The sequence below is a fragment of the Streptomyces sp. NPDC048479 genome, from assembly GCF_040651435.1.
Lineage (GTDB): Bacteria > Actinomycetota > Actinomycetes > Streptomycetales > Streptomycetaceae > Streptomyces.
Genome location: NZ_JBEZKA010000010.1, coordinates 108,405 through 129,754, shown reverse-complemented (window position 1 = coordinate 129,754; position 21,350 = coordinate 108,405). Strand labels below are relative to the sequence as shown.

Here is a 21,350-nt window from a genome sequence, read left to right as displayed (position 1 = left end):
GCGGCCCCGGTAGGTCCCACGAACCGCCGGATGCGGCAGACTCGACAGGGTGAGAAAGATCTATGTGATCGGCATCGGGGCGGGCGACCCCGACCATCTGACGCTGCAGGCGGTCAAGGCGCTGAACAAGGCGGATGCGTTCTTCATCCTCGACAAGGGCGAGGAGAAGTCGGATCTGACGCGACTGCGGCACGACATTCTGGACGCGCACATCGAGGACCCTTCGTACCGGCTGATCGAGGCACGCGATCCGGAGCGGGACCGGAAAACATCGGACTACTCCCCCGCGGTCGACGACTGGCGCCGCCGCCGGGCCGACCTCTATGAGCGGTTCATCGCCGACGAGCTGGGCGTGGACGAGTGCGGGGCGTTCCTCGTCTGGGGCGATCCGGCGCTGTACGACTCCACCCTCGGCATCCTGGAGGAAATCCTCGAACGGGGCGCGGTCGCGTTCGACCATGAGGTCGTTCCCGGTATCAGCAGTGTCTCGGCGCTGCTGGCCAGACACCGCACCGGTCTCAACCGGGTCGCACGTCCCGTGCAGATCACCACGGGCCGGCGGCTCGCCGAAGGCTGGCCGGACGGCGTCGACGATGTGGTCGTGATGCTCGACGCCCGGCAGGCCTTCACCCGCCATCTCGACCAGGACCTGTTCATCTACTGGGGCGCCTATGTGGGCACCGAGGACGAGATCCTGGTGTCGGGGCGGCTGGCGGAGGTCTCCGACCGGATCGAGGCGCTGAGGGCCGAGGCGCGCGCCCGCAAGGGCTGGATCATGGACACCTATCTGCTGCGCCGCGGCTGAGGGGTCCGAGCGGTCGGAGTGGTCGGAGCGGTCGGAACTATCCGAGCCGTCCGAGCTGTCCGAGCAGTTCGAGCTGTCCGAGCAGTTCGAGTACGCCCGCCACGTCCGGCGCGAGGGGCACCCCGGGCGGCGCGGGCGGACGGCGGACCACCACCACGGGCATGCCCAGCTCGCGCGCGGCGGTGAGCTTGGCGGCGGTGGCGGGCCCGCCGCTGTCCTTCGTCACCAGGACGTCGATGTCGTGCGTACGGAGCAGCTCCCGTTCGCCCTCGAGGCTGAACGGCCCGCGGTCCAGCAGGACGCGGGAGTGGCGGGGCAGCGGCGGCTCGGGCGGCTCCACCGACCGTACGAGAAAGTGCAGTTGATCGAGGCCTGCGAAGGCGGCGAGGCCGAGACGTCCGGTGGTGAGGAAGACGCGCCGACCCAGCGCGGGCAGCTGCGCGGCGGCGTCGACGAGCGAGACGGCCGAATGCCAGTGGTCCCCGGGGCCCGCGCTCCAGCCGGGCCGCCGCAGCGCGCAGAGCGGGATACCGACGGCTGCCGCGGCCTGCGCGGCGTTGGCGCTGATGACGGAGGCGAACGGGTGCGTGGCGTCGACGACGGCATGGACGCGGTGCTCGCGCAGCCAGTCGGCGAGACCTTCCGGGCCGCCGAAACCGCCGATGCGTACCTCTCCGGCGGGCATCCGGGGCTGTGCCACCCGACCGGCGAGCGAGGTGGTGACACGGAGGCCGCCGCGCCCGGTCAGCTCGGCGGCGAGCTGTCGGGCTTCGGCCGTGCCGCCGAGGATCAGGATGTGCGTGCCGGGCATGGGACCGAGGCTACTTCGCCCGTGGATCGCGTACGCACTCGCCCGGCCTGGGACGAGGACACGGCACGCGCGGTCATGACCCGAGGTGTTAGTGCCATGTCACACGTCGCCCCACGCCCAGGGGGCCGGCACACTCTGCCCGAAACGGATCAGGTCACCAGGCCAGATGGAGCGCTTCGGGCGAGCGATGGATCAGGGTGGGCCGCATCACGATCGGCAGGCGGTCCTCGTCGATCCGCAGACCGGGCAGCCTGCGGGCGAACAGCCCGATGGTCAGCCGGAGCTGCTCACGGGCGAGCTGGGAGCCGGGGCAGCCGTGGGTCCCGTGGCCGAAGGCCACATGCTGCCGGGAGACCGGCCGCATGATGTCGAAGACCTCGGGCCGCTCGTAACGGTCCTCGTCGCGGTTGGCCGATCCGTAGGCCACGAACACCGTTGCCCCGGCGGGGAGTTCAGTGCCCGCAATCGTCACGGCCCGGGTGGTGGTCCGTCTGAAGCCCTGGACCGCGGTGTCGTACCGCGCGGCCTCCTCCACGGCTGCCGGTATCAACGCCGGGTCGGCGCAGATCAGTTCCCACTGCCGTCGGTCGCTCAGCAGATGGAGCAGCGTCGTACCGATGAGTGCGGTGGTCGTGAGATGCCCGGCGATCAGGAAGTTCTGGAGGTTCGACACCAGCTCGTGGCGCTGGTCGAGGGTGAGATCGCCGCTGCCGGGCGCGAGCGCGGCGACCATCGCCGAGCAGAGGTCGTCGCGCGGGCTCTTCCGCCGGTCCCGTATGTACGTGTCGAGAAGCTTCTGCAGCGCGACAACGTCTTCGGCGGCCCGGACCTGCTCGTCCGGGTCCAGCGGTCGGAACAGCAGCTCTTCGGCGCGGTAGCCGCTGTGCACCGCGGCCGGCACATCCGCCGGGTCGAGCCCGAGCAGCCGCCCGATCACCTGACCGGGCAGCTGTCGCGCATACGCCTCCATCAGCTCGGCTCCGCCGTCCGGCGCGAAGCCGTCGACCAGCGCCTCGGCGCGCTCGGCGGCGTACGGCACCAGCGCGGCGATCCGGCCGGCGGACAGTCCGCTGTTGAGCGGGGCCCGGTGGCGCTGATGGGCGGGGCCGTCGGTGGAGACGACGGTGGGGCGCTTTCCGTAGCCCTTGGCCAGCACCTCCAGCGCGGCCGGCGAGGGCATGACGTCGGGGAGCAGCGCGCGCACCGACGAGAACTCCTCGGGCCGCCGCAGCACTTCCCGTACGTCCGTGTCGCGCGCGACGAGCCAGGCATCCAGTTCGGGAACGAAGGTCAGGCCCTCGGCCCGGCGCGCCTGCGCGTAGAGCGGGTAGGGATCGCGTTGCAGCTCGTCGAGCCTGGCGTGATCTTTGCTCGCCACGCGGCGCCTCCGGGGCGGAAGGAAGGTTCCTGCACTGTGGGCGCACCGGTCGTCCGGTTGTTCGGCCGCGGCACGTCCGGCCATGGTGCCCGAGCCCCGCCGCATCGGGAAGGGGCACTGTCCGCAGAGCGCACATTGGCGTAATGGGCCCTGTACCAAAGGCGGATGGCCGGTCTACGGTCTCCGGTGGCCGACAGACGCACAACGGGGGTGCACTCGATCATGCGCGGGATCACTGGAGTACGGTCCTGGACGCGGGCGTCGGGGTGGCGGCGGTGGACGACCGCCTTCTGCCTGGCAGCGTTCGCGGCAACTCCCCTGATCGGACCCGGATGTGATCTCGTTCCCACCGCTCAGGCTGCGGCGCGGTCGACGGCCGAGGGGGGCAAAGGGGGCCTTGTCCCGTACTACGCGGATCAGTTCAGCCAGGAGGGCTTCGACTTCCGCGACCGGCTGGGCACCGAGTACAGGGGCGCGTACATTCGCGAGAAGCGCCAATTCGCCAACGGCTACAGCGAGTTCGCCAACGTGGCCGCCGCCCTGGTCGATCCGCGCGGGCGCACCGACGATGAACTCGAGGACCTGCTGGGCACGGGGCGGCCGGAGGAGGCCCCGGCGTACGACTTCAAGCTGGTGCCCCTGGAGGATTGGAAGCGCTATCTGCGGCCCGAGGACTATGGGGAATTGCGCGCGCAGGGCGTGAAGAACCTGCTGATGGTGCGGGCGATGAGCTTTCCCGGCGTGCGGGAGGGACGGAAGAAGACGGGCCTGCACTCCGAGAAGCTGATCAAGAACGTGCTGCAGCAGAACAGGACCGGCAAGGCGGCCCTGAACCCGCTGTCCTGGTACACCGATCGGGGTCCGTGCGAGGAGTGCGACGAAGAGGTCATCGAGGACGGGACTCCGGTCTACCACACGCAGGAATACGGCCTGAGCCGAAAGGAGCGGGCCCTGCGGGATGCCGAGCTGAAGAAGGCCGACATCGAACTTGGAAAATTCACGAACAGTCAGAAGCGGCTCGTCGAGCGGGCGGAGAAGGCGGCCAAGCTGCCTGCCGGACAGCGCGCGAACGAGAGGAAGGTGATCAAGAGGGAGATGGAGAAGGTGGCCGGCCGCCGGAAGGCCGCGGAGGCCCGCAGGCAGCAGATCGTGAACCGTTACAAGGACATCGAGAGTGTCCGGGCTGCCACGGCCAGCGGCAATCTGCGCAAGGACATCGACAAGGCGCGCAAGGCCGACGCCGCGGCCAAGTCCGTGTTCGTCGCCGCTCGGACGGACTGCCCGACGCCGCAGGCACAAAGCCTCGGACTCCCGGGCGCCGCCTCCCATGTCCGGCTCGCGGCCTTCTCCGCGCGGCGGACCGCCGACTGCGGTGACGCAGACGAGCAGGCCAGGGGCGGTCTGGTGCGGGGCCTGACCATGCTGCCCCAGGCGCCCGGCGGCATCGACTTCTCCCGCCTTGAGCTGCGCTACCTCGCCGATCCCGGGTCGGACGGCGGTGGTCTGCGCTATGCGTTCAAGGCTCCCTTGACGGCATCGGGCAAGGGAAGCGGATCGACGGGGTTGACCGGCGCCAGGGAGTCGTCCGAGGCCTTCTTCACCTGGCTGGAGTTGGAGCCGTCGACATTCTGGGTCAACCTCAACCCCAATGAGCCCGACCGCATCGTCGACTCCCGGCTCGGCCGGACCGACGCGGGACGGGTGTTGCTGCAGGCGGATCTGCTGCTGAAGAAGACAACCGGCACGTTCATCCACCCGGACACGAAACTCGGCGCGGAGTACTGGGGGTCACTGTCGGGCGACTGCATGTCGTTCCGTACGTGGATCGTGCCGACGCCGGCGACGGTGCACGAGGAGGGGGATGAACTGCACATCCTCGACGCGCCGTTGGATGTGCAGATGGAGACGCAGTATCTGAAGTCGCGCGGCGGCAACGCGGCGGTGTCGTGCCCGAAGCAGTCTGCCTCGGTGCAGGAGCACAACGAGGCGGTGTTCCGGCGACTGATCCTGCCCAAGGTGGTCAAGGCGGTGAACACCGCCCCCGAGTACGCCGAGCTGCGGCGTGTGTATCTCAGCCGAGTCGCGGCCGAGTGGTACCGCAAACTGAGCGTGCGCAAGAAGACGGCGTACGGAGAGATGATCGACAAGGGTGACATCAGCGCGTACACCACGCAGAAGAAGTGGACGCCGCATGACACCTTCGACCAGTACGTACGCTCGTACACCAAGGGCGAGTTCAAGGTGACGCACCGCACCCGTGAGGGCAACACCGAATACACGAAGACGTACATCTACGGGGGCGTCGACTTCACCTCCGTCCGCTACACCTCGATGTCGGCCGACCGGATGAAGGAGCGCTGGCCCACGCTGACCCGGGACGTGAGCCGGTCGCTGGCACAGCCCGTGACGGACACCGGACAGGGGCAGGTGTGGCTCGGCGGAGGCGCGCCGGCGGCGGACGCGGCTACGGAGGCCGACGCAGGTACGCATGCCGACGCGGGCAAGGAAGCCGACGACTCGGACGGCGGGGAAGTGTCGGCAGGGGATGTCGCGTCCGAGGCGATCCGATGGCTGCCGGCGGTGGCGCTGCTCGCCGGGTTCTTCGTGCTGCGGCGGAGGGTGCGCCGGCGTCGCGTCCGCTGACTCGGCTGCGGCGTAGGCCGCAGCACCGCCTCGGGCGCTCACTGGCCGCGCAGCGAAGCCGTGAAGCCCGCCGAGCGCGAGCCCGGCAGCCGGGGCAGCGTGGCGGTTGGACCGCACACCGCCACCTCGATCAGGAGCAGTCCCGCGGTCATGGTGACCTGCTCCAACCGCACATCCATCCCGGGAAACAGCGCACCCTCGGTTGAGTAGACCCCCATGAACGCCGCATGCCCCGGTGGGACGATCCTGCATTCCGCCCTTGACCTGGGGATTCAGGAACTGCGGACAACGCCCCGATTTCGACCACAGGTACTCGATCCAGCGCGCCAGTCGGTTGCCGATGCCAACGACCGGAGCCGCCCGCGAAGCCGTCGACCACACCCTTACCCTGGCCGAGAAGCGAGACGACCGACGGGCCCGGAGGGAGCGGCTGGGACCATCGCGAGACCACATCCAGCAGCTCCGCGAAGCTCTCGGGCGGCTCCACTCCCCCACCCCGCACGGCTTCTGCCCCGGCGCCGACGATCCGCAGACCGGCCGGGCGACCACATGGCGACCACCACGCCCCCGAACACACGAAAGGCCGCCCTCTCATAGATGAGAGAACGGCCTCCGACCTGCGATAAGCAGAGTCGGGACGACAGGATTTGAACCTGCGACCCCTTGACCCCCAGTCAAGTGCGCTACCAAGCTGCGCCACGTCCCGGTGCCCGTCTGACCTGGGGTTTCCCCGGGCCGCACGCGCATGAGAACAATACCGCACTTCGACCGGTGGTCACGAACCCGTTTCCACCTCTGAGCGCGCTTGACCTCGACCATTTCCCACAGGAGTAGCCGCCCGGCTTCGGCGCGTACGACTCCCCGCCCGGCCATCACCCCGCCGGCTGCCGGTTCCCGCCCGCCGAGATCGGCAGCGGCCGCTCGGACACGGGCTGCCGCCGACCGCGGGAACCTCGGACTGCGGCCGAAGAGGCCGGCCGGAACCTCGAGGGCCTCTACGCCGCCTCCACCGCGCCGCATCCGGGGCGGCCCCGAGCCGTCGTCGCCCGCGTCGAGCCCAGGAACGCCCTCGCCTGGAAGACGAGGGATTTTGATCATGGACACCCTGCGCGACCGGTTCGCCCCGACGACATCGCGACTACCGGACCAAGATCCACGGTTGACTCTCGTGCCGTCCGAGATCAGCAGGGACGGCTTTCGACGGAGCGGAGCGCCGGCAACCGGACCGGGTGATCAACGCGGGTATCCGGAAGCGGCTAGCTCGTCGGCGCCTGCCCCAGCTCGGGGTGGGTGTCGACCAGTCTGCGGGGTGCGGCCTGACGCCAGGAGTCGAGCAGGATCGCATACAACTCCTCATCGTCCTCCACGGCCGCCAACCGCACCCGCAGCCAGGCGTAGTTGTCGTCGTGCCCCGCGCGTATGAAGAACTTCTCGGGCTCGGAGGCGATCAGCCCTTCCCGGTCCCCCTTGGGGCACTTCACACCCATCGCCTTGTCGTCGTCATCGAGCGAGGCGAAGATCTTGCCGCCGCTCTCCAGGCGGAACGTGGGCATGCCCCAAGCGAGCTTCTCCATCGCGCCGGGGAGGGAGAGCGCGAGCCTGCGTACATCGTCAGCAGTGGCCATGCGAAGACGGTACGACGCGGCACTGACACTGGCCCCGCCGTTGCCGCACAGGGCCCTTCCGACCCATTGACCCCCTGTATAGCGGGAACCTACGCTGTGCGACGTATTCAGAAAGCGCTTTCTACATCAGGCCGGATTCCGGGAGGCGGCACGGAAGTTCAACAAGGCCGGGCTCGCCGCCCGCGCGTCCGGCCTCGGTCCGCTGCTCTTCCACCATCACGGCCTGGACCACCAGGTGGTCGAGGGCGAGAACGTACTGGACGTACTTGGGCGACTCCGACAACAACGCGAGTGTGCGTGCCAGGGGTCGCGGGGCAGGCGGGAGTTCTCAAACCCGCCCTAGTCCTGTGCGGACGCCGCGCCGAGCAGACCCCGGATATGGCTGGTGGCCGCGCGGAACTCCGGCCGCCCCATCGTCTCGGTGTAGTCGCGGTCGGCCGGCAGTCCCACGTCGATGATCTCGGTGACGGTGCCGGGTCGCGGGCTCATCACCACCACCCGGTCGGCGAGATAGCACGCCTCGGAGATGGAGTGGGTGACCAGCAGCACGGTGGTGCCGGTCTCCCGCCAGATGCGGTTGAGCTCCATGTTCATCTGCTCACGGGTGAGCGCGTCGAGCGCGCCGAACGGCTCGTCCATCAGCAGCACCGGCGGCTCGTGCAGCAGCGCTCGGCACAGCGCCACCCGCTGCTGCATTCCGCCGGAGAGCTCATGCGGATAGGCGTCCTCGAAGCCGCCGAGCCCGGTCATCGCGATCAGTTCGTCCGCGCGCCTGCGAGCCATGTCGCCCGGCATCTTCCGCATCTCCGCCTGCAGAAGGATGTTGCGCCGCGCGGACCGCCACTCCAGCAGAGCCGCGCGCTGGAATACGTAACCGATGTCGTGCCGCGGCCCCCGCACCCGCTCGCCATTCAGCCGTACGTCGCCCGCCGACGGCTTCAGCAAACCGACGACCAGCTTGAGCAGCGTCGACTTGCCGCAGCCCGACGGGCCGACGATGGCAACGAACTCGCCCACCGCGACATCGAGGGAGACCCAGCTGAGCGCGGTGACGTCCCGGTTCTTGGTACGGAACCGTACGGCGACGTCCTCAAGGCAGACCGCCGCCGTGGGCTCCTGGCTCTCCTTGGTGATCACCACCGGCTCCCGCACCGTCGAGTCTTCGGCCATCGTCATCCCTTCAGTGCGGTGGCGCTGTCCCAGTACTCCGCCACGGACTTGGGGCTCTTGACGAGACCCGCCTCGGCGAACACGTCGATGGTCTGCTGCCAGTCGGCGTCGGTGTTGATTCCGGGGGCCTTGCCCTGCGTCGCCCGGGTGTGCAGCAACGTCACGGTGGTCTTGAACTGCTCGGACAGGACTTCCTTGGGCGGGAGTTGCTGGCTCGCGCCCTGCATCGCGGCGACGGCCGGGACCGGCGCCTTCTCGGCGGCGGCGAAGGACTCGCTGACCGCCTTCACCATGCGCGCCGCGACATCCTTCTTGGCGGCGAGGAACCTCTGACCGGTGATGAGACCGTTGGAGTAGAAGTTGAGTCCGTTCTCCGAGAAGCGCAGATACGCCACCTGCTTCTTTGCCTTGTTCTGCATGGTCGGGCCCTGGTCGCTGGCGTATCCGAGCAGCCCGTCCGTCTTGCCGGAGATCACCGCGGCGATCTTGCCCGCCGGGTCTGTGTTCTGGACCTTGACGTCCGACTCCTTGAGCTTGTTCTTCTTCAGGAAGATCGGGAAGGTCTTGGAGAGTGCGTCGCCCGCGGTACCCGCGATGGTCCTGCCCTTCAGGTCGGCGGGCGTCGTGATGCCCTTCGACTCGAAGAACTGCACGGACGAGGGTGTGGTCTGCAGAAAGACGCCGAGACTCTTCACCTTGACGCCGGAGTCGACGCCGGAGAGTACGGCGGGCGTGTCGGCCCAGCCGAAGTCGGTCTGACCGGCGCCTGTCGCCTGCACCGTCTTCTGGGAGCCCTGTCCCGCTCGGATATTGAGATCGATGCCGTACTTCTCGAATATCTTCTGCTGCTTGCCGTAGTAGAACGGCGCATGCTCGCCGTACGGATACCAGTTGAGCGTCAGCGTCACCTTGTCGAGCTCCTTGCCGGAGTCGCTGGTGGTCTTGTCCGAGCCGTCCTCACCACAGGCCGTGGCGACCAGGAGCAGCGGAACGAGGCCGATCATCAGTCTGCGCGCAGTCATGGCTGGTCCTTCTCGTCGGCGTGGGTCGTGCCGGGCTAGTAGGTGGTGGTGACGCTTCCGTCCCGGCGGCCCGCGTGCCACGGAAGGAGGAGCTTCTCGGCGATCTCGACGAAGGCGAAGAGGACCACGCCGATCAGTGACATCACGAGCAGTCCCGCGAAGAGCATCGGGGTGTCGAGGTTTCCGTTGGCCTGGAGGATCACATAGCCGAGTCCTTCGTTCGCGCCGACGAACTCACCGACGACGGCGCCGGTCACGGCGAGCGTGACGGCGACCTTGAGGCCGGAGAAGAGATGCGGCAGCGAGGCCGGGAAGCGAATCTTGACGAAGGTCTGCCAAGGGCGCGCGCCCATCGTCGACGACAGCTGGAGCATCTCCGGATCGACCGCCTTGAGTCCGGTCACCATCGAGATGACAACCGGGAAGAAGGCGATGAGGACGGCGATGAGGATCTTCGGCGCGATCCCGAAACCGAGCCAGACGACGAACAGCGGCGCGATGGCGATCTTGGGCACGACCTGGGCGAAGAGCAGGATCGGGTAGAGAGTCTTCTCGACGGTGGACGAGTAGACCATGATCACTGCTGCGAGCACGCCGACACCGACGGCGATCACAAGGCCCAGCAGCGTCTCGTAGGTGGTCACCCAGCTGTGCTGCCAGATGTAGTCGGTCTTCCCGGTCAGCACGTCGAGCGTCGCGCCGGGTGAGGGGACGAGATAGGGCTCGACCAGTTCGGCCGCGGCAATCACCCACCACGCACCGAAGCAGACCAGCAGCAGCGCGACGGGCCGCCAGCTCTGCTCGAGTGCACGGACGGCCCGCTCCCCCGCTCCCGGCTTGTTCCGCTGTGCAACTCCCGCCACTTTTACGGGTGCTGCCTCGGTGGCGCTCTGGCTCACGGTCAACTCCTCTGGACTCCGGAGCGGTTAAGAGGCGCTGTCTGGGGCTGTACTGTCTGGAAAACGCTTTCAGAAAGCGCTTTCTGATAAGGTGTCGCCACGCTAATGACTGCCTGTACGCACGGTCAATAGGTCGTCCCGAAGTTTCGGGGGGTGCAGTGAGTGAACGGCAAGCAACACCTGTCCATGTGACGCTGGACGTCGTCGCGCGCAGAGCCGGCGTTTCCCTGGCCACCGCGTCGCGGGCCCTCAACGGCACCACCCGGGTCCGGGAGGATCTGCGCCGGCGCGTACGCGCGGCCGCCGATCTGCTCGGCTACATTCCCAATGCCCATGCCCAGGCGCTCGCCAGCGCCTCCAACAACATCGTGGGCCTCATCTGCCACGAGGTCGGCGACCCGTACTTCGCCGCCATCGCGGGCGGTGTGATGCGGGCGGCAGCGGAGCAGGACCTCCTCGTCATGCTCGCCAGTACTTTCCGCGAACCGGCGCGGGAGATCGCGTACGTCTCCACGCTGCGCGCCCAGCGCGCTCGCGCCATCCTGCTGATCGGCTCGGGCTTCCAGGACCGGGAGTGGGAGCGGGCGCTGGCGGGGGAGCTGGAACCGTATGTCCGCGCGGGCGGCCGCGTCGCGGTCGTCAGCAGGCACCGCAGCCTGCGGGTGGACGCCGTCCTGCCCGAGAACCGGGCCGGGGCGGCGGCGCTGGCGCGCGCGCTGCTGGACCTGGGACACCGGGAGTTCGCGGTGCTGAGCGGCCCGCCCGCGCTGACCACCGTCTCCGACCGGCTGGCCGGGTTCCGGGAGGGTCTCGCGGAGGCGGGGATCGCGCTCGCGCCGGAGCGGGTCGTACTCGGTGCCTTCACCCGCGACGGCGGGTACGCGGCGGCCCGCGAACTCCTCGCCCGCTCCACCCGGCCCACCTGCGTCTTCGCCGTCACCGATGTGATGGCCGTGGGGGCGCTGGCGGCATTCCGGGAGGAGGGCGTACGGGTACCCGGGGACGTCTCCCTCGCGGGCTTCGACGACATCCCTCTCGTACGAGAACTGTCCCCGCCGCTCACCACCGTCGCGCTGCCGCTCACCGCCATGGGCCAGGAGGTCATGGCCCTCGCCCTGCGCGAACCGCGCGGTCCGCGGTCGCGGGTGCTGCGGGCCGGCGGAGAGGTCGTCCTGCGCGCGAGCGTCGCACCGCCATCACCACCGCCCGACTCCCCTACGGAAAGGACCCGTTGATGGCCCCGCACACGGCTCCGCAGACGGCCATGCACCCGGCCCCACAGGCGGCGCCGGCGTTGAACCCGTCGGTGAAGATCGAGCGCGTCGAGACCTTCGCCGTCGCACTGCCCACCCGCCGCTCCTTCGGCGTGTCGGGCGGCGCGGTCGCCGTCGCCGGGCAGCCGTCCCTGCGGGTACTGGTGAAGGTGAGCGCCGACGGGGTGCACGGCTGGGGCGAAGCGACGCCGATCCCCGCCTGGACCTACGAGACCGCCGAATCCATCGTCACCACCGTCGACCGCTATCTCGCGCCGGCGATCGTCGGCAGGCCCGCCTGGAACCTGGACGCCGTGGACAGCGCCTTCGACCGGGCCGTCAACCGCGGCTTCACCATCGGTGCGCCTCTCGCCAAGAGCGCGGTGGACGTGGCACTGCACGATCTGCTGGGGCGGGCCGCAGGGGTGCCGCTGGGCGTGCTCTGGGGGCAGCGCAGGTCCGAGACGATCGAGCTGGGCTGGATCGTCTCGGGACAGTCGCCGGCCGAGGCCGGCGACAGTGTGGCGGAGGGCTCGGACGCCGGGTACCGGGCGTTCAAGGTCAAGATCGGGCTGCATGACGAGGACACCGACGCGGCAGTGGTGGCCGCGGTGCGCGCGCACGCGCCGACTGCGCCGGTCTGGGTGGACGCCAACCAGGCGTACACCGTGGACGCGGCACTGCGTATGGCGCGGCGGCTGGACGCCATCGGGATCAGCGCCTTCGAGCAGCCGCTGCCGGCCAATGACATCGCGGGTCTGCGGCGGCTGCGTGAGCACTCCCCGGTGCCGGTGGCGCTCGACGAGAGTCTGCGGCACCCCACCGATCTTGCGACGTTCGTCCGGCTGGAGGCGGTGGATGTGGCGATCGCCAAGGTGCAGCGCAGTGGCGGTCTCACGCTGTCACGGCGGCTGTGCTCGCTCGCGGAGGACTGCGGGGTGCGGCTGATGGGGTCGGGGCTCACCGACTCGGATCTGGGACTTGCCGCGTCGCTGCACCTCTTCGCCGCGTACGGGATCAACACTCCGGTCGATCTCAACGGCCGTCAGTTCATCGACTCCCCGTACGCGACTGAGACGGTGCGGGTGGAGAAGGGAGTGGCTCAGGTGCCGGATTCACGGGGGCTGGGGGTCGAGGTGGACGAGTCGGTGGTGCGTGCGTTGGCCGTCGACGTACTGGAGCACCGGGCGTGACGGCGCCCGGCTGTTGTACGCGCTGGGGCGCGCGCCGCTGGCACCCCCGGCGTGCTCCGAGCGCCGGATGTGCACCTCAGACCGCCGGTCCCCCGCTGGTCTGCCGGGCCGGAGTGCGTTCTTTTCGGTCCAGGTCTGCGCCGTATCGGTTCTGCTGGTGTTCCTGGATGTCACTACTGCGCATGTCTGAGGAGGCTCTTTGTCCCTCAGTGCCATATGCCCACGAAACCTTTGCCGTTGGCACGTGGCAGAAAGGCGCACAGGGGGAATGCCGTACGGCAGGACCGGACGGGCCCGTACCACACGGAACACAGCCTTAATCAAACGTCAACGGTCCCCGTTTTGGACAGAGTTGGCGTCGATCTTGTGCCACCCTGAAACGATCAACACCATGATGTGGTCGGCCTGTTCGGGACGAGACCACTGCCGATGCACCACCTGCTCGAACAACCGCCCGAGCAGGCGATGAGCAGAGGAAGGCTCCCGATGGACGGTTACTTCGCCGGTCGACTGCATCATCAACTACGTGATCAAGTGCGTGACTTCGCAGAGAAGGAGATACGTCCGCGGATCCCCGTGATGGAGGCATCCCGTGCCGTCCACCACGAACTGTCCCGGCTCGTCGCCCGGCAGGGCTGGCTCGGCGCCACGATCGGCAAGGAGCACGGCGGGATGGGGATGGGGCACCTCGCCAAGACCATCATCATCGAGGAACTGTCCCGGGTCAGCGGCGCGATGGGTGCGATGGTGCAGGCCTCCCAGCTGGGCGTTGCCAAGATTGTCCACTTCGGCAGCGCCGAGCAGAAGAAGACCTGGCTCCCCTCCATCGCCGCCGGCGACTGCCTCCCGACGATAGCGGTCACCGAACCCGAGTCGGGCGGCCATGTACTGGGCATGAGTGCCACCGCCGTACGGGACGGCGACGACTACGTTCTCAATGGCCGAAAGGTGTTTGTCGGCAACAGCCATATCGGTGATCTCCACGGTGTGGTGGTCAGGACCGCACCCGGGTCCAGGGGGTTGACCGCCTTCCTGGTGGAGTCGGGCCGGCCGGGCTTGAGCATCGGCGAGCAGCAGCCGACCATGGGCCTGCACGGCTTCAGCTTCGGCGAGCTGCACTTCGACAACTGCCGTGTCCCCGCGCCGTACCGGCTCGGCGAGGAGGGCGACGGGCTGGCCGTGGCGTACTCCTCCAGCGTGCTCTACGGACGCGCCAATCTCACCGCCGTATCGCTCGGCATCCACCAGGCGATCCTGGAGGAGACCACGAGGTTCTGCTCGGATCGGCAGCGCTATGGCAAGCCGCTCCATGAACTGCCGTCCATCAAACTGAAGTTGGGGACGCTGCAGTCCCGGCTGATGACCTCCAGGCTCGCCGCGTACCACGCCGTGCATCTCCTCGACGAGGGGCTGCCGTGCGATGCGGAGCTGATGAACGCCAAGCTGGTCAATGTCGAGTCGGCGATCGACTCCGCGCGCAACGCCATGGAGATCCATGCCGCGGCAGGGCTCTTCACCGACCGCCCCATCGAGCGGTATCTGCGGGACGCGCTCCATATGTTCGCCCCGGCCGGCACGTCTGACGTACAGCTGCTGCGCCTGGCGGAGGTGGCGCTGGGTACGGCGAAGGGCCAGTGGTCGCAGCGGTTGTCCGACGTGGTCCGGCTGGAAGCCGCCGTCTGACCCGGCCCGCGGCGCATGACGTCCCCGGGAGCGCACGAGGCAGCCCGGGGACGTCACTTCACAAGGATCAGAGGGACTTCAGATGCCGCCGTCCTCACGCCGGTGGATCTGGTCGATCAGTTCCGCGGCCAGCGACTTGATGGTCTCGAGCCCCGCCCGGCCCCAGGGCCGGGGCTCGGTGGCGACAACACAGATCGTGCCCAGCGCGATCCCCGTACGGTCGATCAGCGGCGCACCGAGATAGGAACGGATGCCGATCTCGTCCACGACCGGGTTCCCGGCGAACCGCGGATAGTCGCAGACGTCCTCCAGGACCAGCGCCTTGCGCCGTACGACCACATGCGGGCAGTAGCCGTGGTCTCGCGCCATGAACCGGCTGACATCACCGCCGCCCGCCGCGGCCGTCGCACCCAGGTCGGTTCCGGAGTGCGTACCGGCCGGGGTGTGCAGTCCGGCGAAGAACTGCCGGTTCTCGTCGATGAAGTTGACCATGGAGTACGGCGCGCCGGTCACCTCGGCGAGCTTGTGCGCGAATTCGTCGAAGGCCGGGTCCGGCCGGTCCCCGAAGCCCAGCTGACGCAGCCGCCTTACACGGACGGGCGCTTCGCGGTCGACGGGAGTGAGCAGCAGATGGCCGGTCGGGTCGTACGTCATGTCGGTGCTCCGTAGCTCGGTGCCGGGGCCGGCACCGCGGTGGTGGTGAGCAGATGCTGGACGAGGGTGACCAGGGTCCCTATCCCCGAGCTGGCGATCCGCGCGTCGCACAGCACGACCGGCACCTCCGGCTTGAGGTCGATCGCGGCCCGTACCTCTTCCGGGTCATAGCGGTAGGCGCCGTCGAACTCATTGACGGCGACGACGAATCCGATGCCGCGCCGCTCGAAGAAGTCCACCGCGGAGAAGGAGTTCTCGAGACGGCGCGTGTCGGCGAGGATGACCGCGCCGAGCGCGCCTTCGGAGAGCTCGTCCCACATGAACCAGAAGCGCTCCTGGCCGGGCGTTCCGAAGAGATAGAGCACATGACTTCGATCCAGGGTGATCCGGCCGAAGTCCATGGCGACGGTTGTGGTGGTCTTGGACTCGATGCCGTCCAGGCTGTCGGTCGCCACGCTGACCTGGGTCAGCAGCTCCTCCGTACTCAGTGGTTCGATCTCACTGACCGCTCCCACGAAGGTCGTCTTGCCCACCCCGAATCCGCCCGCGACAAGGATCTTCAGCGCGGCGGGAAAGGCATCGGCAAGCTCAGAGTCGTCGTCGTAGGCCATCCAGCACCGCCTCCAGCAAAGATCGGTCGGTGGGTGAGTCGTGGCAGCGGGGCGCCCGCGCCGTGACGGCCCCGCAGTCCACGAGATCGGAGAGCAGCACCTTGGTGACCACGGCCGGGAGCCTGAGGTGCGCCGAGATCTCGGCGACCGAGGTCGGCCCGTCGCACAGCCCGAGCGCCAGGGCGTGCTCGGGGCCGAGATGCGTCTGCGGCACGCTTCCGGTGGCCATCACCAGGGAGAGGAGATCCAGCGCGGCCGTGGGACGGGTGCGGCCGCCACTCACCGTGTACGGGCGGATGAGCCGGCCGGCCGCGTCGTCGAGCAACGGCCCGTCCTTGGGGGCCGGCACGTTCACTGCCCCGCAGCGCTCGGTGCCCCCGCCGACTGTCTGGCCGGGGTGGTCAGGTACGGGCGTACGCTCTTGACCAGCATCGCCATCTCGTATCCGAGGACCGCGGCATCCGCCTCGCGCCCGGCGAGCACGGCGAGGCAGGTGCCGGAGCCGGCGGTGGAGACGAACAGCAGCGTGGAGTCGAGCTCCACGACCACCTGGCGTACCTCGCCACCGTCACCGAAACGCGCTCCGGCGCTGCGGCCCAGTGAGTAGAGGCCGGAGGCGAGTGCCGCCATATGGTCGGCGCTGTCGGCGTCCAGGCCGTGCACCGACTTCACCAGCCCGTCGGAGGAGAGCAGCACCGCATTGCGTGTGTACGGCACACGCTGGACCAGGCCGCTGAGCAGCCAGTCGAGGTCCGAGACATGGCCGTTCGGCACATCGCTCACCATGGTGCATCTACTCCTTGGGGGTGTTGTCGTGGCGCAGCGGGGCGGGCTGTGGGGCGGGGTCCGCGACGGACTGGGACTCGGCCAGGCCGATGCCGCGTTGGAAGGCCGCCATCAGGCCCGGGTCGTGGAGGGTGTTCTCGTCGTCCTTGCGGGGCGACGGGGCGTCTCTGAGCTGGGGGACGAGGTGTTCCTGGCTGCGGCGCTTGGGCAGTTGGGGGCGGCCCATGGGGCTGGGCAGCGTTCCGTCGGAGGGCGGTGCCGCCGTGGTGTGGACGGGCTGCTCGGCGGACGAGGTCTCCGCGGGAGCCGAGTGGTTGACGCCGGGGCGGGCGGCGGCCGGGTTGGGACGGTCGCTCTGGTCTCCGCGTAGGGGGAGGAGGCCTGCGCCGAGGTTGGCGTGCACCGGTGGGCGCTGCGGCTGTTGAAGCTGCGGCTGTGAGTCCGATTGCGGTTGGTGCTGGGGTTGGGGTTGGGGTTGGTGAAAGGCCGGTGGCTGGTGCGGCATTGAGTGAAGCTGCTGCGGGATCAGGGGTGAGGTCGAGGGCAGGGCCCCGGCCGCCTGACCCGCGTCGGGCTGGGCCGTGGGGCGGTCTGCGGTCTCGCGCCCCGCGGCGGCCTCGGCCGGCGAGAGTCCATCGGGCTCGGCACCGAGGAGTCCCTGCGGCAGTACGAGAACGGCCTGGACGCCGCCGTAGATATTGGACTGGAGCCGTACCGCGATGCCGTGTCTGCGGGCGAGCGCGGAGACCACGAAGAGGCCGATCCGCCCGTCCTGCAGCATATGGGCGACATTCACCTGGTCGGGGTCGGCGAGCAGGGCGTTCATCTTGTTCTGTTCGACGGCGGGCATACCGAGACCACGGTCCTCGACCTCGACGGCGAGTCCGGCCGTGACGTGCTGGGCGCGCATCAGCACCTGAGTGTGCGGGGCGGAGAACAGCGTGGCGTTCTCGACCAGTTCGGCCAGCAGGTGGATCACGTCGGCGACGGCGTGGCCGCGCAGGGTGCCGTCGATCGGCGGTACCAGTTTGACCCTCGGGTACTGCTCCACCTCTGCGATGGCGGACCGGAGCACCTCGGTCATGGTGACCGGGTTGGACCATTGCCGACGGGAGATGGCGCCACCGAGGACCGCGAGGTTCTCGGCGTGCCTGCGGATGCGGGTGGCCAGGTGGTCCACATGGAAGAGGCCCTTGAGCAGCTCGGGATCCTCGACCTCGTTCTCCAGCTCGTCGAGCAGCTGGATCTCGCGGTGGACCAGGGACTGGAGCCGACGGGCCAGATTGACGAAGACTTCGACCTTCTGTTCGTTGCCGACGCTGCTCGAGAGCCGGGACGCCTGCACCACCGCCGCCACAGCGGCCTCGTGGGAACGGCTCAACTCCTGTGTCAGCAGATCGAATTCGTCTCCGCCCGGTGGTACGGGCTGCGGCGTCCTGCGGGCGGGCGGGCCTTCGCCCCGTCTGAGCTGCTCGATCACCGTGCGCAGCTCGGTCTGCCCGCGCGCTGTGGACTGGCGCAACGCGGCGCAGCGGTCGTGTACGGATTTGGCCATGCGGTCCGCGCCCATCGCCGCCGCCGCCACGGAGGCGACGGCCAGCACAGCGGAACCGGTGAGCACGGCCCACAGGTTGGCGGAAGGCTGGGCAGCGGCGGAGCGGATCGCGAAGATCACCGCGGCCGCGCCGATGAGCGCGGTGACGACCGCGGGCAGGACTGCGGTGCGCAGGAGTTGAGGACGTATACGGGCTTCCGGTGACGACGGCACGGAATGCGGCCTCCCTGCCGATGACAGGGAGCGGGCGCCTGGCCGGCCGTGGCGCCCGCCCTCACGGCGGTCCGGCCGCGCGGCGGGTGCGCGTAGTTGAGACATCAGCGTCCTTGGTACGTGGGGCCCCAGGAATCGGCGTACTGCAAGTGGTCAGCTTCGGCTCCCAGCGGGCTCGTCATGCACAACATGAGCCCACCGCTGATCACCGGCAACACACGGTAGTCGCCAAGCGCGCACGTGCGACGGGCAGTTGACAAACTTGCCCGCCATTCGTCCCGCTCTGGTATGAGGCCTCGTACGCCAGCCCGAAAACGCGGGCTTGACCCCCTCCCGCCGCGAGGGCGGCGAAGGGGGACTCGGATGCCGCAGGGTAACGCGTTGCGGGTCGGATGCCGCAGGGTCACGCGCTACGGATCAGGCGCCGCAGAGGCAGGCGCCGCAGGGTCAGGCGCTACTCATCAGGCGCTCGGTGCCACCTCGGGGCTGCCCGTATCGGCCGACGCGGTCCACCCCGTGGCGGGCGCCGTCGCCACCGCGCGCCACCACGGCTGGGACGGAATGCCCTCGGCGGTCGGCTCGAACGGCTCGCCGGGCCGCGGCAGCGCGATGCGCGCACCTTCCGCGGCTGCTGCCGCGACCGTGCCCTCGCCGGGCTCGGCCCACGGGTGCGGCGCGAGATTGAACGTCCCCCAGTGGATCGGCAGCATCGCGCCGGACGGCTTCCCGCCCTGCAGATCGAGATGAGCGCGGATACCTTCGGCGGGCGTCATATGGATGTCGGGCCAGTATTCGCTGTACGCACCGATCTGGATCATGGTGGCATCGAACGGGCCGTGCTCCGCGCCGATGTCCGTGAAGCCGGGGAAGTAACCGGTGTCCCCGCTGTGGTAGATCCGGTGCTCGGGGCCCGCGACGGCCCATGACGCCCAGAGGGTGTGCTGCTGATTGCGCAGACCGCGCCCGCAGAAGTGGCGCGCGGGCGTGGCGGTCAGCCGGAGGCCGGCCACCTCGGTCGACTCGTTCCAGTCCAGCTCGCGCAGCCGGTCGGCGGGCACGCCCCAGTGCTCCAGATGTGCGCCGACGCCGAGCGGCACCGCGAAGACCGTGTCCGTGGAGGCCAGGGCACGGATGGTGGGCAGATCGAGGTGGTCGTAGTGGTCGTGGGAGATCACAACGACGTCCACCGGGCCGAGGACGGCGAGCGGTACGGGCACGGGGTGCAGCCGCTTGGGGCCCGCGAAGGGGAAGGGGGAGCAGCGCTCGCCCCAGACCGGGTCGAAGAGCACCCGCCGGCCGTCGATCTCGGCGAGAACGCTCGAATGCCCCATCCAGGTGAGCCGCAGCCCCGAGGCCGGAGGCTTCGCGATGTCGGCGAGAGTGGTGGCGTGAATGGGCACGAGCCCGACCGGGGACCGGTGCGCCCGCGCTTCCTTCCGGAAGTAGATCTTCGCGAATTCGATCATGGAGCCGCCGGACGGCCTGGTCCTGGCCCCCACAGGGTTCTGGAAGGAGCCGTCCGCGAAGTTCGGCGAGCGGCGGATCCGCTCCCACCGCTCACCGGCCGGGTCGGCGCCGAATGCGGCGGGTCGCAGCGAGCGCAGCCGGGAACTCAGCGGGTGGGGGGAACCAGTGCCGGTCACGGCACCTCCTGATGTCGGTTGTCTTTTCATTATGAGCTGGGGGTACGACACGACGGGAACGGGCCCGTTACGGGACTCGGCATCGCCGGTTTCCCGGGACTTGACGTCGCCGTCCCGGACTGGCCATCGCCGTTCGCGGTCGGGGCCGGAGCGCGGGCGGCATGACCGACTCAGCCGCGCGGCTGGCCATAGGCCCGTTCGATGCGCAGCCGCAGCACAAGGCGCTTGTCGCGGACCATTGAACGCCGGTAGTCGTCCCAGTCCTGGTGTTCACCCACGACGTCCCGGTAGAGGGTGATCAGCTCTTCAACGGTGGCGTCGTGCGGGTCGGCCGCGACCGGGGAGAGCTCCGCAGTGCCCTCGACGACGGTCCATGCCCAGCGGTCGTCGCTGGTGACGTGGTATCCGGCGCGCGGGTCGCGGCGCAGGTTCCTGGTCTTGGCCCGGTCATCGGTGACGGACACCCGGATGGTCCGCTCGTCGGGGTAGTACGCGTGCTTCACATTGGAGAGCTGGGGCCTGCCGTCCCGCTTGAGCGTGACCAGCACCCCTCCGTCGCACTCGGCGACCAGCTTCAGCAGCGCTTCCTGCTGGGCGTCCCTCCGCGGATCCTGCGGTGCGTCGATGTCCGTCATGACCACAGCAACGTCTCATCTCTCACGGGTGTTCCTGAAGATCTTTCCTTCCCGATGTCACATCCCGGGGCACCCGGTCCGTCGTACGCGTGAAAGGACGTCGTCCACACCTTCAGGAGGCCCGTCATGGCCCGTATTTCGCTCACCCCGCGCCGCTCGCTCCTGTTCCGCGCGGTGGAGTGGTACTGCAAGCACACATACGGAAAGGTCCTCGACCCCGCGAGGGCTCTGGCCCACAACCCACGGGTGCTGTGGACCGATCTCCGTTTCGAGCTGTCGGTGGCCAAGTGGAAGGAGCTCGACCCCGGTCTGAAGGCGCTGGCCGTGATGGCTTCGGCGGCCTCGATCGGGTGCAGCTGGTGCATGGACTTCGGTCACTGGGAGAGCCAGGGCCGCGGCATGGACGTCCGCAAGCTGCGCGACGTACCGATGTGGCGCGACAGCACCGTCTACACCCCGCTGGAACGCGATGTCATGGAGTACGCGGAGGCGATGACCGCCAATCCCCCGGAGGTCGGGGACGAGTCGGCGGCCCGGCTGCTCACCGCCCTCGGCGAGGCCGCGTTCGTCGAGCTGACCGCGATGGTGGCGGTGGAGAACCTGCGCTCGCGGATGAACGCCGCACTGGGTCTGACCAGCCAGGGCTTCAAGGACCACTGCGACATTCCGGCACGTCCGGGGACCGCCGCCGGCTGAACCGCGTGCTGCGGGACCACCGGCCGGCAACATTGTTGACGATCATGTTGACGGGGGAGCTCCCAGCTCCAGATA

Annotated in this window: 22 protein-coding genes and 1 tRNA gene; 6 read left to right on the top strand and 17 right to left on the bottom strand. The window is 69.0% G+C overall.

Annotated elements, in window-relative coordinates; genetic code table 11:
- Nucleotides 1–49 precede the first annotated feature (49 nt).
- Nucleotides 50–805: a precorrin-6A synthase (deacetylating) gene (gene cobF, locus AB0D12_RS17920; protein ID WP_362683121.1), complete on the top strand. Its 756-nt coding sequence runs from the start codon at nt 50–52 to the stop codon at nt 803–805.
- 37 nt (nt 806–842) lie between these two features.
- Here the strand turns inward: cobF and AB0D12_RS17915 are convergent, their stop codons facing one another.
- On the bottom strand, nt 843–1,616 hold the full coding sequence (locus tag AB0D12_RS17915; RefSeq protein ID WP_362683118.1) for a cobalt-precorrin-6A reductase: 774 nt from the start codon (nt 1,614–1,616) through the stop codon (nt 843–845).
- A gap of 154 nt (nt 1,617–1,770) precedes the next feature.
- Entirely contained in the window at nt 1,771–2,994 is a 1,224-nt protein-coding gene (locus tag AB0D12_RS17910) for a cytochrome P450 (protein WP_362683115.1), read from the bottom strand.
- A 222-nt stretch (nt 2,995–3,216) separates the two neighbouring features.
- On the opposite strand from AB0D12_RS17910, the gene AB0D12_RS17905 reads away from it, so the two are divergent.
- Nucleotides 3,217–5,637 (top strand): hypothetical protein, encoded by a 2,421-nt coding sequence (locus AB0D12_RS17905; protein ID WP_362683112.1) that lies wholly within the window; start codon nt 3,217–3,219, stop codon nt 5,635–5,637.
- A 38-nt stretch (nt 5,638–5,675) separates the two neighbouring features.
- Here the strand turns inward: AB0D12_RS17905 and AB0D12_RS17900 are convergent, their stop codons facing one another.
- The 7 genes from AB0D12_RS17900 to AB0D12_RS17870 all read right to left on the bottom strand — a co-directional run bounded on the left by AB0D12_RS17900 (nt 5,676) and on the right by AB0D12_RS17870 (nt 10,353).
- On the bottom strand, nt 5,676–5,855 hold the full coding sequence (locus tag AB0D12_RS17900; protein WP_362683109.1) for a hypothetical protein: 180 nt from the start codon (nt 5,853–5,855) through the stop codon (nt 5,676–5,678).
- A 414-nt stretch (nt 5,856–6,269) separates the two neighbouring features.
- Nucleotides 6,270–6,343, bottom strand: a tRNA-Pro gene (locus AB0D12_RS17895).
- A gap of 550 nt (nt 6,344–6,893) precedes the next feature.
- A complete protein-coding gene (locus AB0D12_RS17890) occupies nt 6,894–7,262 on the bottom strand; it encodes an MmcQ/YjbR family DNA-binding protein (protein WP_362683106.1) in 369 nt (122 codons plus the stop codon).
- Nucleotides 7,263–7,383: 121 nt separating this feature from the next.
- Nucleotides 7,384–7,545 carry a hypothetical protein gene (locus AB0D12_RS17885; RefSeq protein ID WP_362683103.1) on the bottom strand — a complete coding sequence of 54 codons (162 nt, stop codon included), beginning with the start codon at nt 7,543–7,545 and terminating at the stop codon, nt 7,384–7,386.
- A 56-nt stretch (nt 7,546–7,601) separates the two neighbouring features.
- Nucleotides 7,602–8,432, bottom strand: coding sequence for an ABC transporter ATP-binding protein (locus AB0D12_RS17880; RefSeq protein ID WP_362683439.1), 831 nt, complete (start codon nt 8,430–8,432; stop codon nt 7,602–7,604).
- Nucleotides 8,433–8,434: 2 nt separating this feature from the next.
- Nucleotides 8,435–9,454, bottom strand: coding sequence for an ABC transporter substrate-binding protein (locus tag AB0D12_RS17875; RefSeq protein WP_362683100.1), 1,020 nt, complete (start codon nt 9,452–9,454; stop codon nt 8,435–8,437).
- A 35-nt stretch (nt 9,455–9,489) separates the two neighbouring features.
- Nucleotides 9,490–10,353, bottom strand: a complete 864-nt coding sequence (locus AB0D12_RS17870; RefSeq protein WP_362683097.1) for an ABC transporter permease — start codon at nt 10,351–10,353, stop codon at nt 9,490–9,492.
- Nucleotides 10,354–10,541: 188 nt separating this feature from the next.
- Here AB0D12_RS17870 and AB0D12_RS17865 point away from each other — a divergent pair, with 188 nt between their 5' ends.
- Nucleotides 10,542–11,588 (top strand): LacI family DNA-binding transcriptional regulator, encoded by a 1,047-nt coding sequence (locus AB0D12_RS17865; protein ID WP_362683436.1) that lies wholly within the window; start codon nt 10,542–10,544, stop codon nt 11,586–11,588.
- Nucleotides 11,588–12,799, top strand: a complete 1,212-nt coding sequence (locus AB0D12_RS17860; protein ID WP_362683094.1) for an enolase C-terminal domain-like protein — start codon at nt 11,588–11,590, stop codon at nt 12,797–12,799. The genes AB0D12_RS17865 and AB0D12_RS17860 overlap by 1 nt, the downstream gene beginning before the upstream one ends.
- Nucleotides 12,800–13,126: 327 nt before the next feature.
- Here the strand turns inward: AB0D12_RS17860 and AB0D12_RS17855 are convergent, their stop codons facing one another.
- Nucleotides 13,127–13,318, bottom strand: coding sequence for a hypothetical protein (locus AB0D12_RS17855; RefSeq protein ID WP_362683469.1), 192 nt, complete (start codon nt 13,316–13,318; stop codon nt 13,127–13,129).
- Between AB0D12_RS17855 and AB0D12_RS17850 the strand changes: the two genes are divergently transcribed.
- Nucleotides 13,286–14,482 (top strand): acyl-CoA dehydrogenase family protein, encoded by a 1,197-nt coding sequence (locus AB0D12_RS17850; RefSeq protein ID WP_362683091.1) that lies wholly within the window; start codon nt 13,286–13,288, stop codon nt 14,480–14,482. The two genes, AB0D12_RS17855 and AB0D12_RS17850, sit on opposite strands and share 33 nt — an antisense overlap.
- Before the next feature lie 78 nt (nt 14,483–14,560).
- On the opposite strand, the gene AB0D12_RS17845 is transcribed toward AB0D12_RS17850, so the two are convergent.
- The 7 genes from AB0D12_RS17845 to AB0D12_RS17815 all read right to left on the bottom strand — a co-directional run bounded on the left by AB0D12_RS17845 (nt 14,561) and on the right by AB0D12_RS17815 (nt 20,579).
- The gene (locus AB0D12_RS17845) at nt 14,561–15,136 is read right to left on the bottom strand and encodes a GAF domain-containing protein (protein WP_362683088.1); all 576 of its coding nucleotides are present in this window, start codon (nt 15,134–15,136) and stop codon (nt 14,561–14,563) included.
- Nucleotides 15,133–15,747, bottom strand: a complete 615-nt coding sequence (locus tag AB0D12_RS17840; protein WP_362683085.1) for an ATP/GTP-binding protein — start codon at nt 15,745–15,747, stop codon at nt 15,133–15,135. The genes AB0D12_RS17845 and AB0D12_RS17840 overlap by 4 nt, the downstream gene beginning before the upstream one ends.
- The gene (locus AB0D12_RS17835) at nt 15,725–16,096 is read right to left on the bottom strand and encodes a DUF742 domain-containing protein (protein WP_362683082.1); all 372 of its coding nucleotides are present in this window, start codon (nt 16,094–16,096) and stop codon (nt 15,725–15,727) included. The genes AB0D12_RS17840 and AB0D12_RS17835 overlap by 23 nt, the downstream gene beginning before the upstream one ends.
- A gap of 2 nt (nt 16,097–16,098) precedes the next feature.
- Nucleotides 16,099–16,533, bottom strand: coding sequence for a roadblock/LC7 domain-containing protein (locus AB0D12_RS17830; protein WP_327327309.1), 435 nt, complete (start codon nt 16,531–16,533; stop codon nt 16,099–16,101).
- Between the two features lie 7 nt (nt 16,534–16,540).
- Complete coding sequence (locus tag AB0D12_RS17825) at nt 16,541–18,406, bottom strand: ATP-binding protein (RefSeq protein ID WP_362683079.1); 1,866 nt, start codon at nt 18,404–18,406, stop codon at nt 16,541–16,543.
- Nucleotides 18,407–18,762: 356 nt separating this feature from the next.
- The gene (locus AB0D12_RS17820) at nt 18,763–19,944 is read right to left on the bottom strand and encodes an MBL fold metallo-hydrolase (RefSeq protein WP_362683077.1); all 1,182 of its coding nucleotides are present in this window, start codon (nt 19,942–19,944) and stop codon (nt 18,763–18,765) included.
- 170 nt (nt 19,945–20,114) lie between these two features.
- Entirely contained in the window at nt 20,115–20,579 is a 465-nt protein-coding gene (locus AB0D12_RS17815) for a PPOX class F420-dependent oxidoreductase (protein WP_362683074.1), read from the bottom strand.
- A 126-nt stretch (nt 20,580–20,705) separates the two neighbouring features.
- On the opposite strand from AB0D12_RS17815, the gene AB0D12_RS17810 reads away from it, so the two are divergent.
- On the top strand, nt 20,706–21,275 hold the full coding sequence (locus AB0D12_RS17810) for a carboxymuconolactone decarboxylase family protein (RefSeq protein WP_362683071.1): 570 nt from the start codon (nt 20,706–20,708) through the stop codon (nt 21,273–21,275).
- The last annotated feature ends 75 nt before the right edge of the window (nt 21,276–21,350 follow it).

Coding starts and splice junctions, on each gene's coding strand:
- AB0D12_RS17880 (WP_362683439.1), bottom strand. CDS start 8,432: ATGGCCGAAGACTCGACGGTGCGGGAGCCGGTGGTGATCACCAAGGAG.
- AB0D12_RS17915 (WP_362683118.1), bottom strand. CDS start 1,616: ATGCCCGGCACGCACATCCTGATCCTCGGCGGCACGGCCGAAGCCCGA.
- AB0D12_RS17875 (WP_362683100.1), bottom strand. CDS start 9,454: ATGACTGCGCGCAGACTGATGATCGGCCTCGTTCCGCTGCTCCTGGTC.
- AB0D12_RS17850 (WP_362683091.1), top strand. CDS start 13,286: ATGGACGGTTACTTCGCCGGTCGACTGCATCATCAACTACGTGATCAA.
- AB0D12_RS17860 (WP_362683094.1), top strand. CDS start 11,588: ATGGCCCCGCACACGGCTCCGCAGACGGCCATGCACCCGGCCCCACAG.
- AB0D12_RS17810 (WP_362683071.1), top strand. CDS start 20,706: ATGGCCCGTATTTCGCTCACCCCGCGCCGCTCGCTCCTGTTCCGCGCG.
- AB0D12_RS17830 (WP_327327309.1), bottom strand. CDS start 16,533: ATGGTGAGCGATGTGCCGAACGGCCATGTCTCGGACCTCGACTGGCTG.
- AB0D12_RS17845 (WP_362683088.1), bottom strand. CDS start 15,136: ATGACGTACGACCCGACCGGCCATCTGCTGCTCACTCCCGTCGACCGC.
- AB0D12_RS17905 (WP_362683112.1), top strand. CDS start 3,217: ATGCGCGGGATCACTGGAGTACGGTCCTGGACGCGGGCGTCGGGGTGG.
- AB0D12_RS17855 (WP_362683469.1), bottom strand. CDS start 13,318: ATGATGCAGTCGACCGGCGAAGTAACCGTCCATCGGGAGCCTTCCTCT.
- AB0D12_RS17900 (WP_362683109.1), bottom strand. CDS start 5,855: ATGGGGGTCTACTCAACCGAGGGTGCGCTGTTTCCCGGGATGGATGTG.
- AB0D12_RS17890 (WP_362683106.1), bottom strand. CDS start 7,262: ATGGCCACTGCTGACGATGTACGCAGGCTCGCGCTCTCCCTCCCCGGC.
- AB0D12_RS17825 (WP_362683079.1), bottom strand. CDS start 18,406: ATGTCTCAACTACGCGCACCCGCCGCGCGGCCGGACCGCCGTGAGGGC.
- AB0D12_RS17815 (WP_362683074.1), bottom strand. CDS start 20,579: ATGACGGACATCGACGCACCGCAGGATCCGCGGAGGGACGCCCAGCAG.
- AB0D12_RS17840 (WP_362683085.1), bottom strand. CDS start 15,747: ATGGCCTACGACGACGACTCTGAGCTTGCCGATGCCTTTCCCGCCGCG.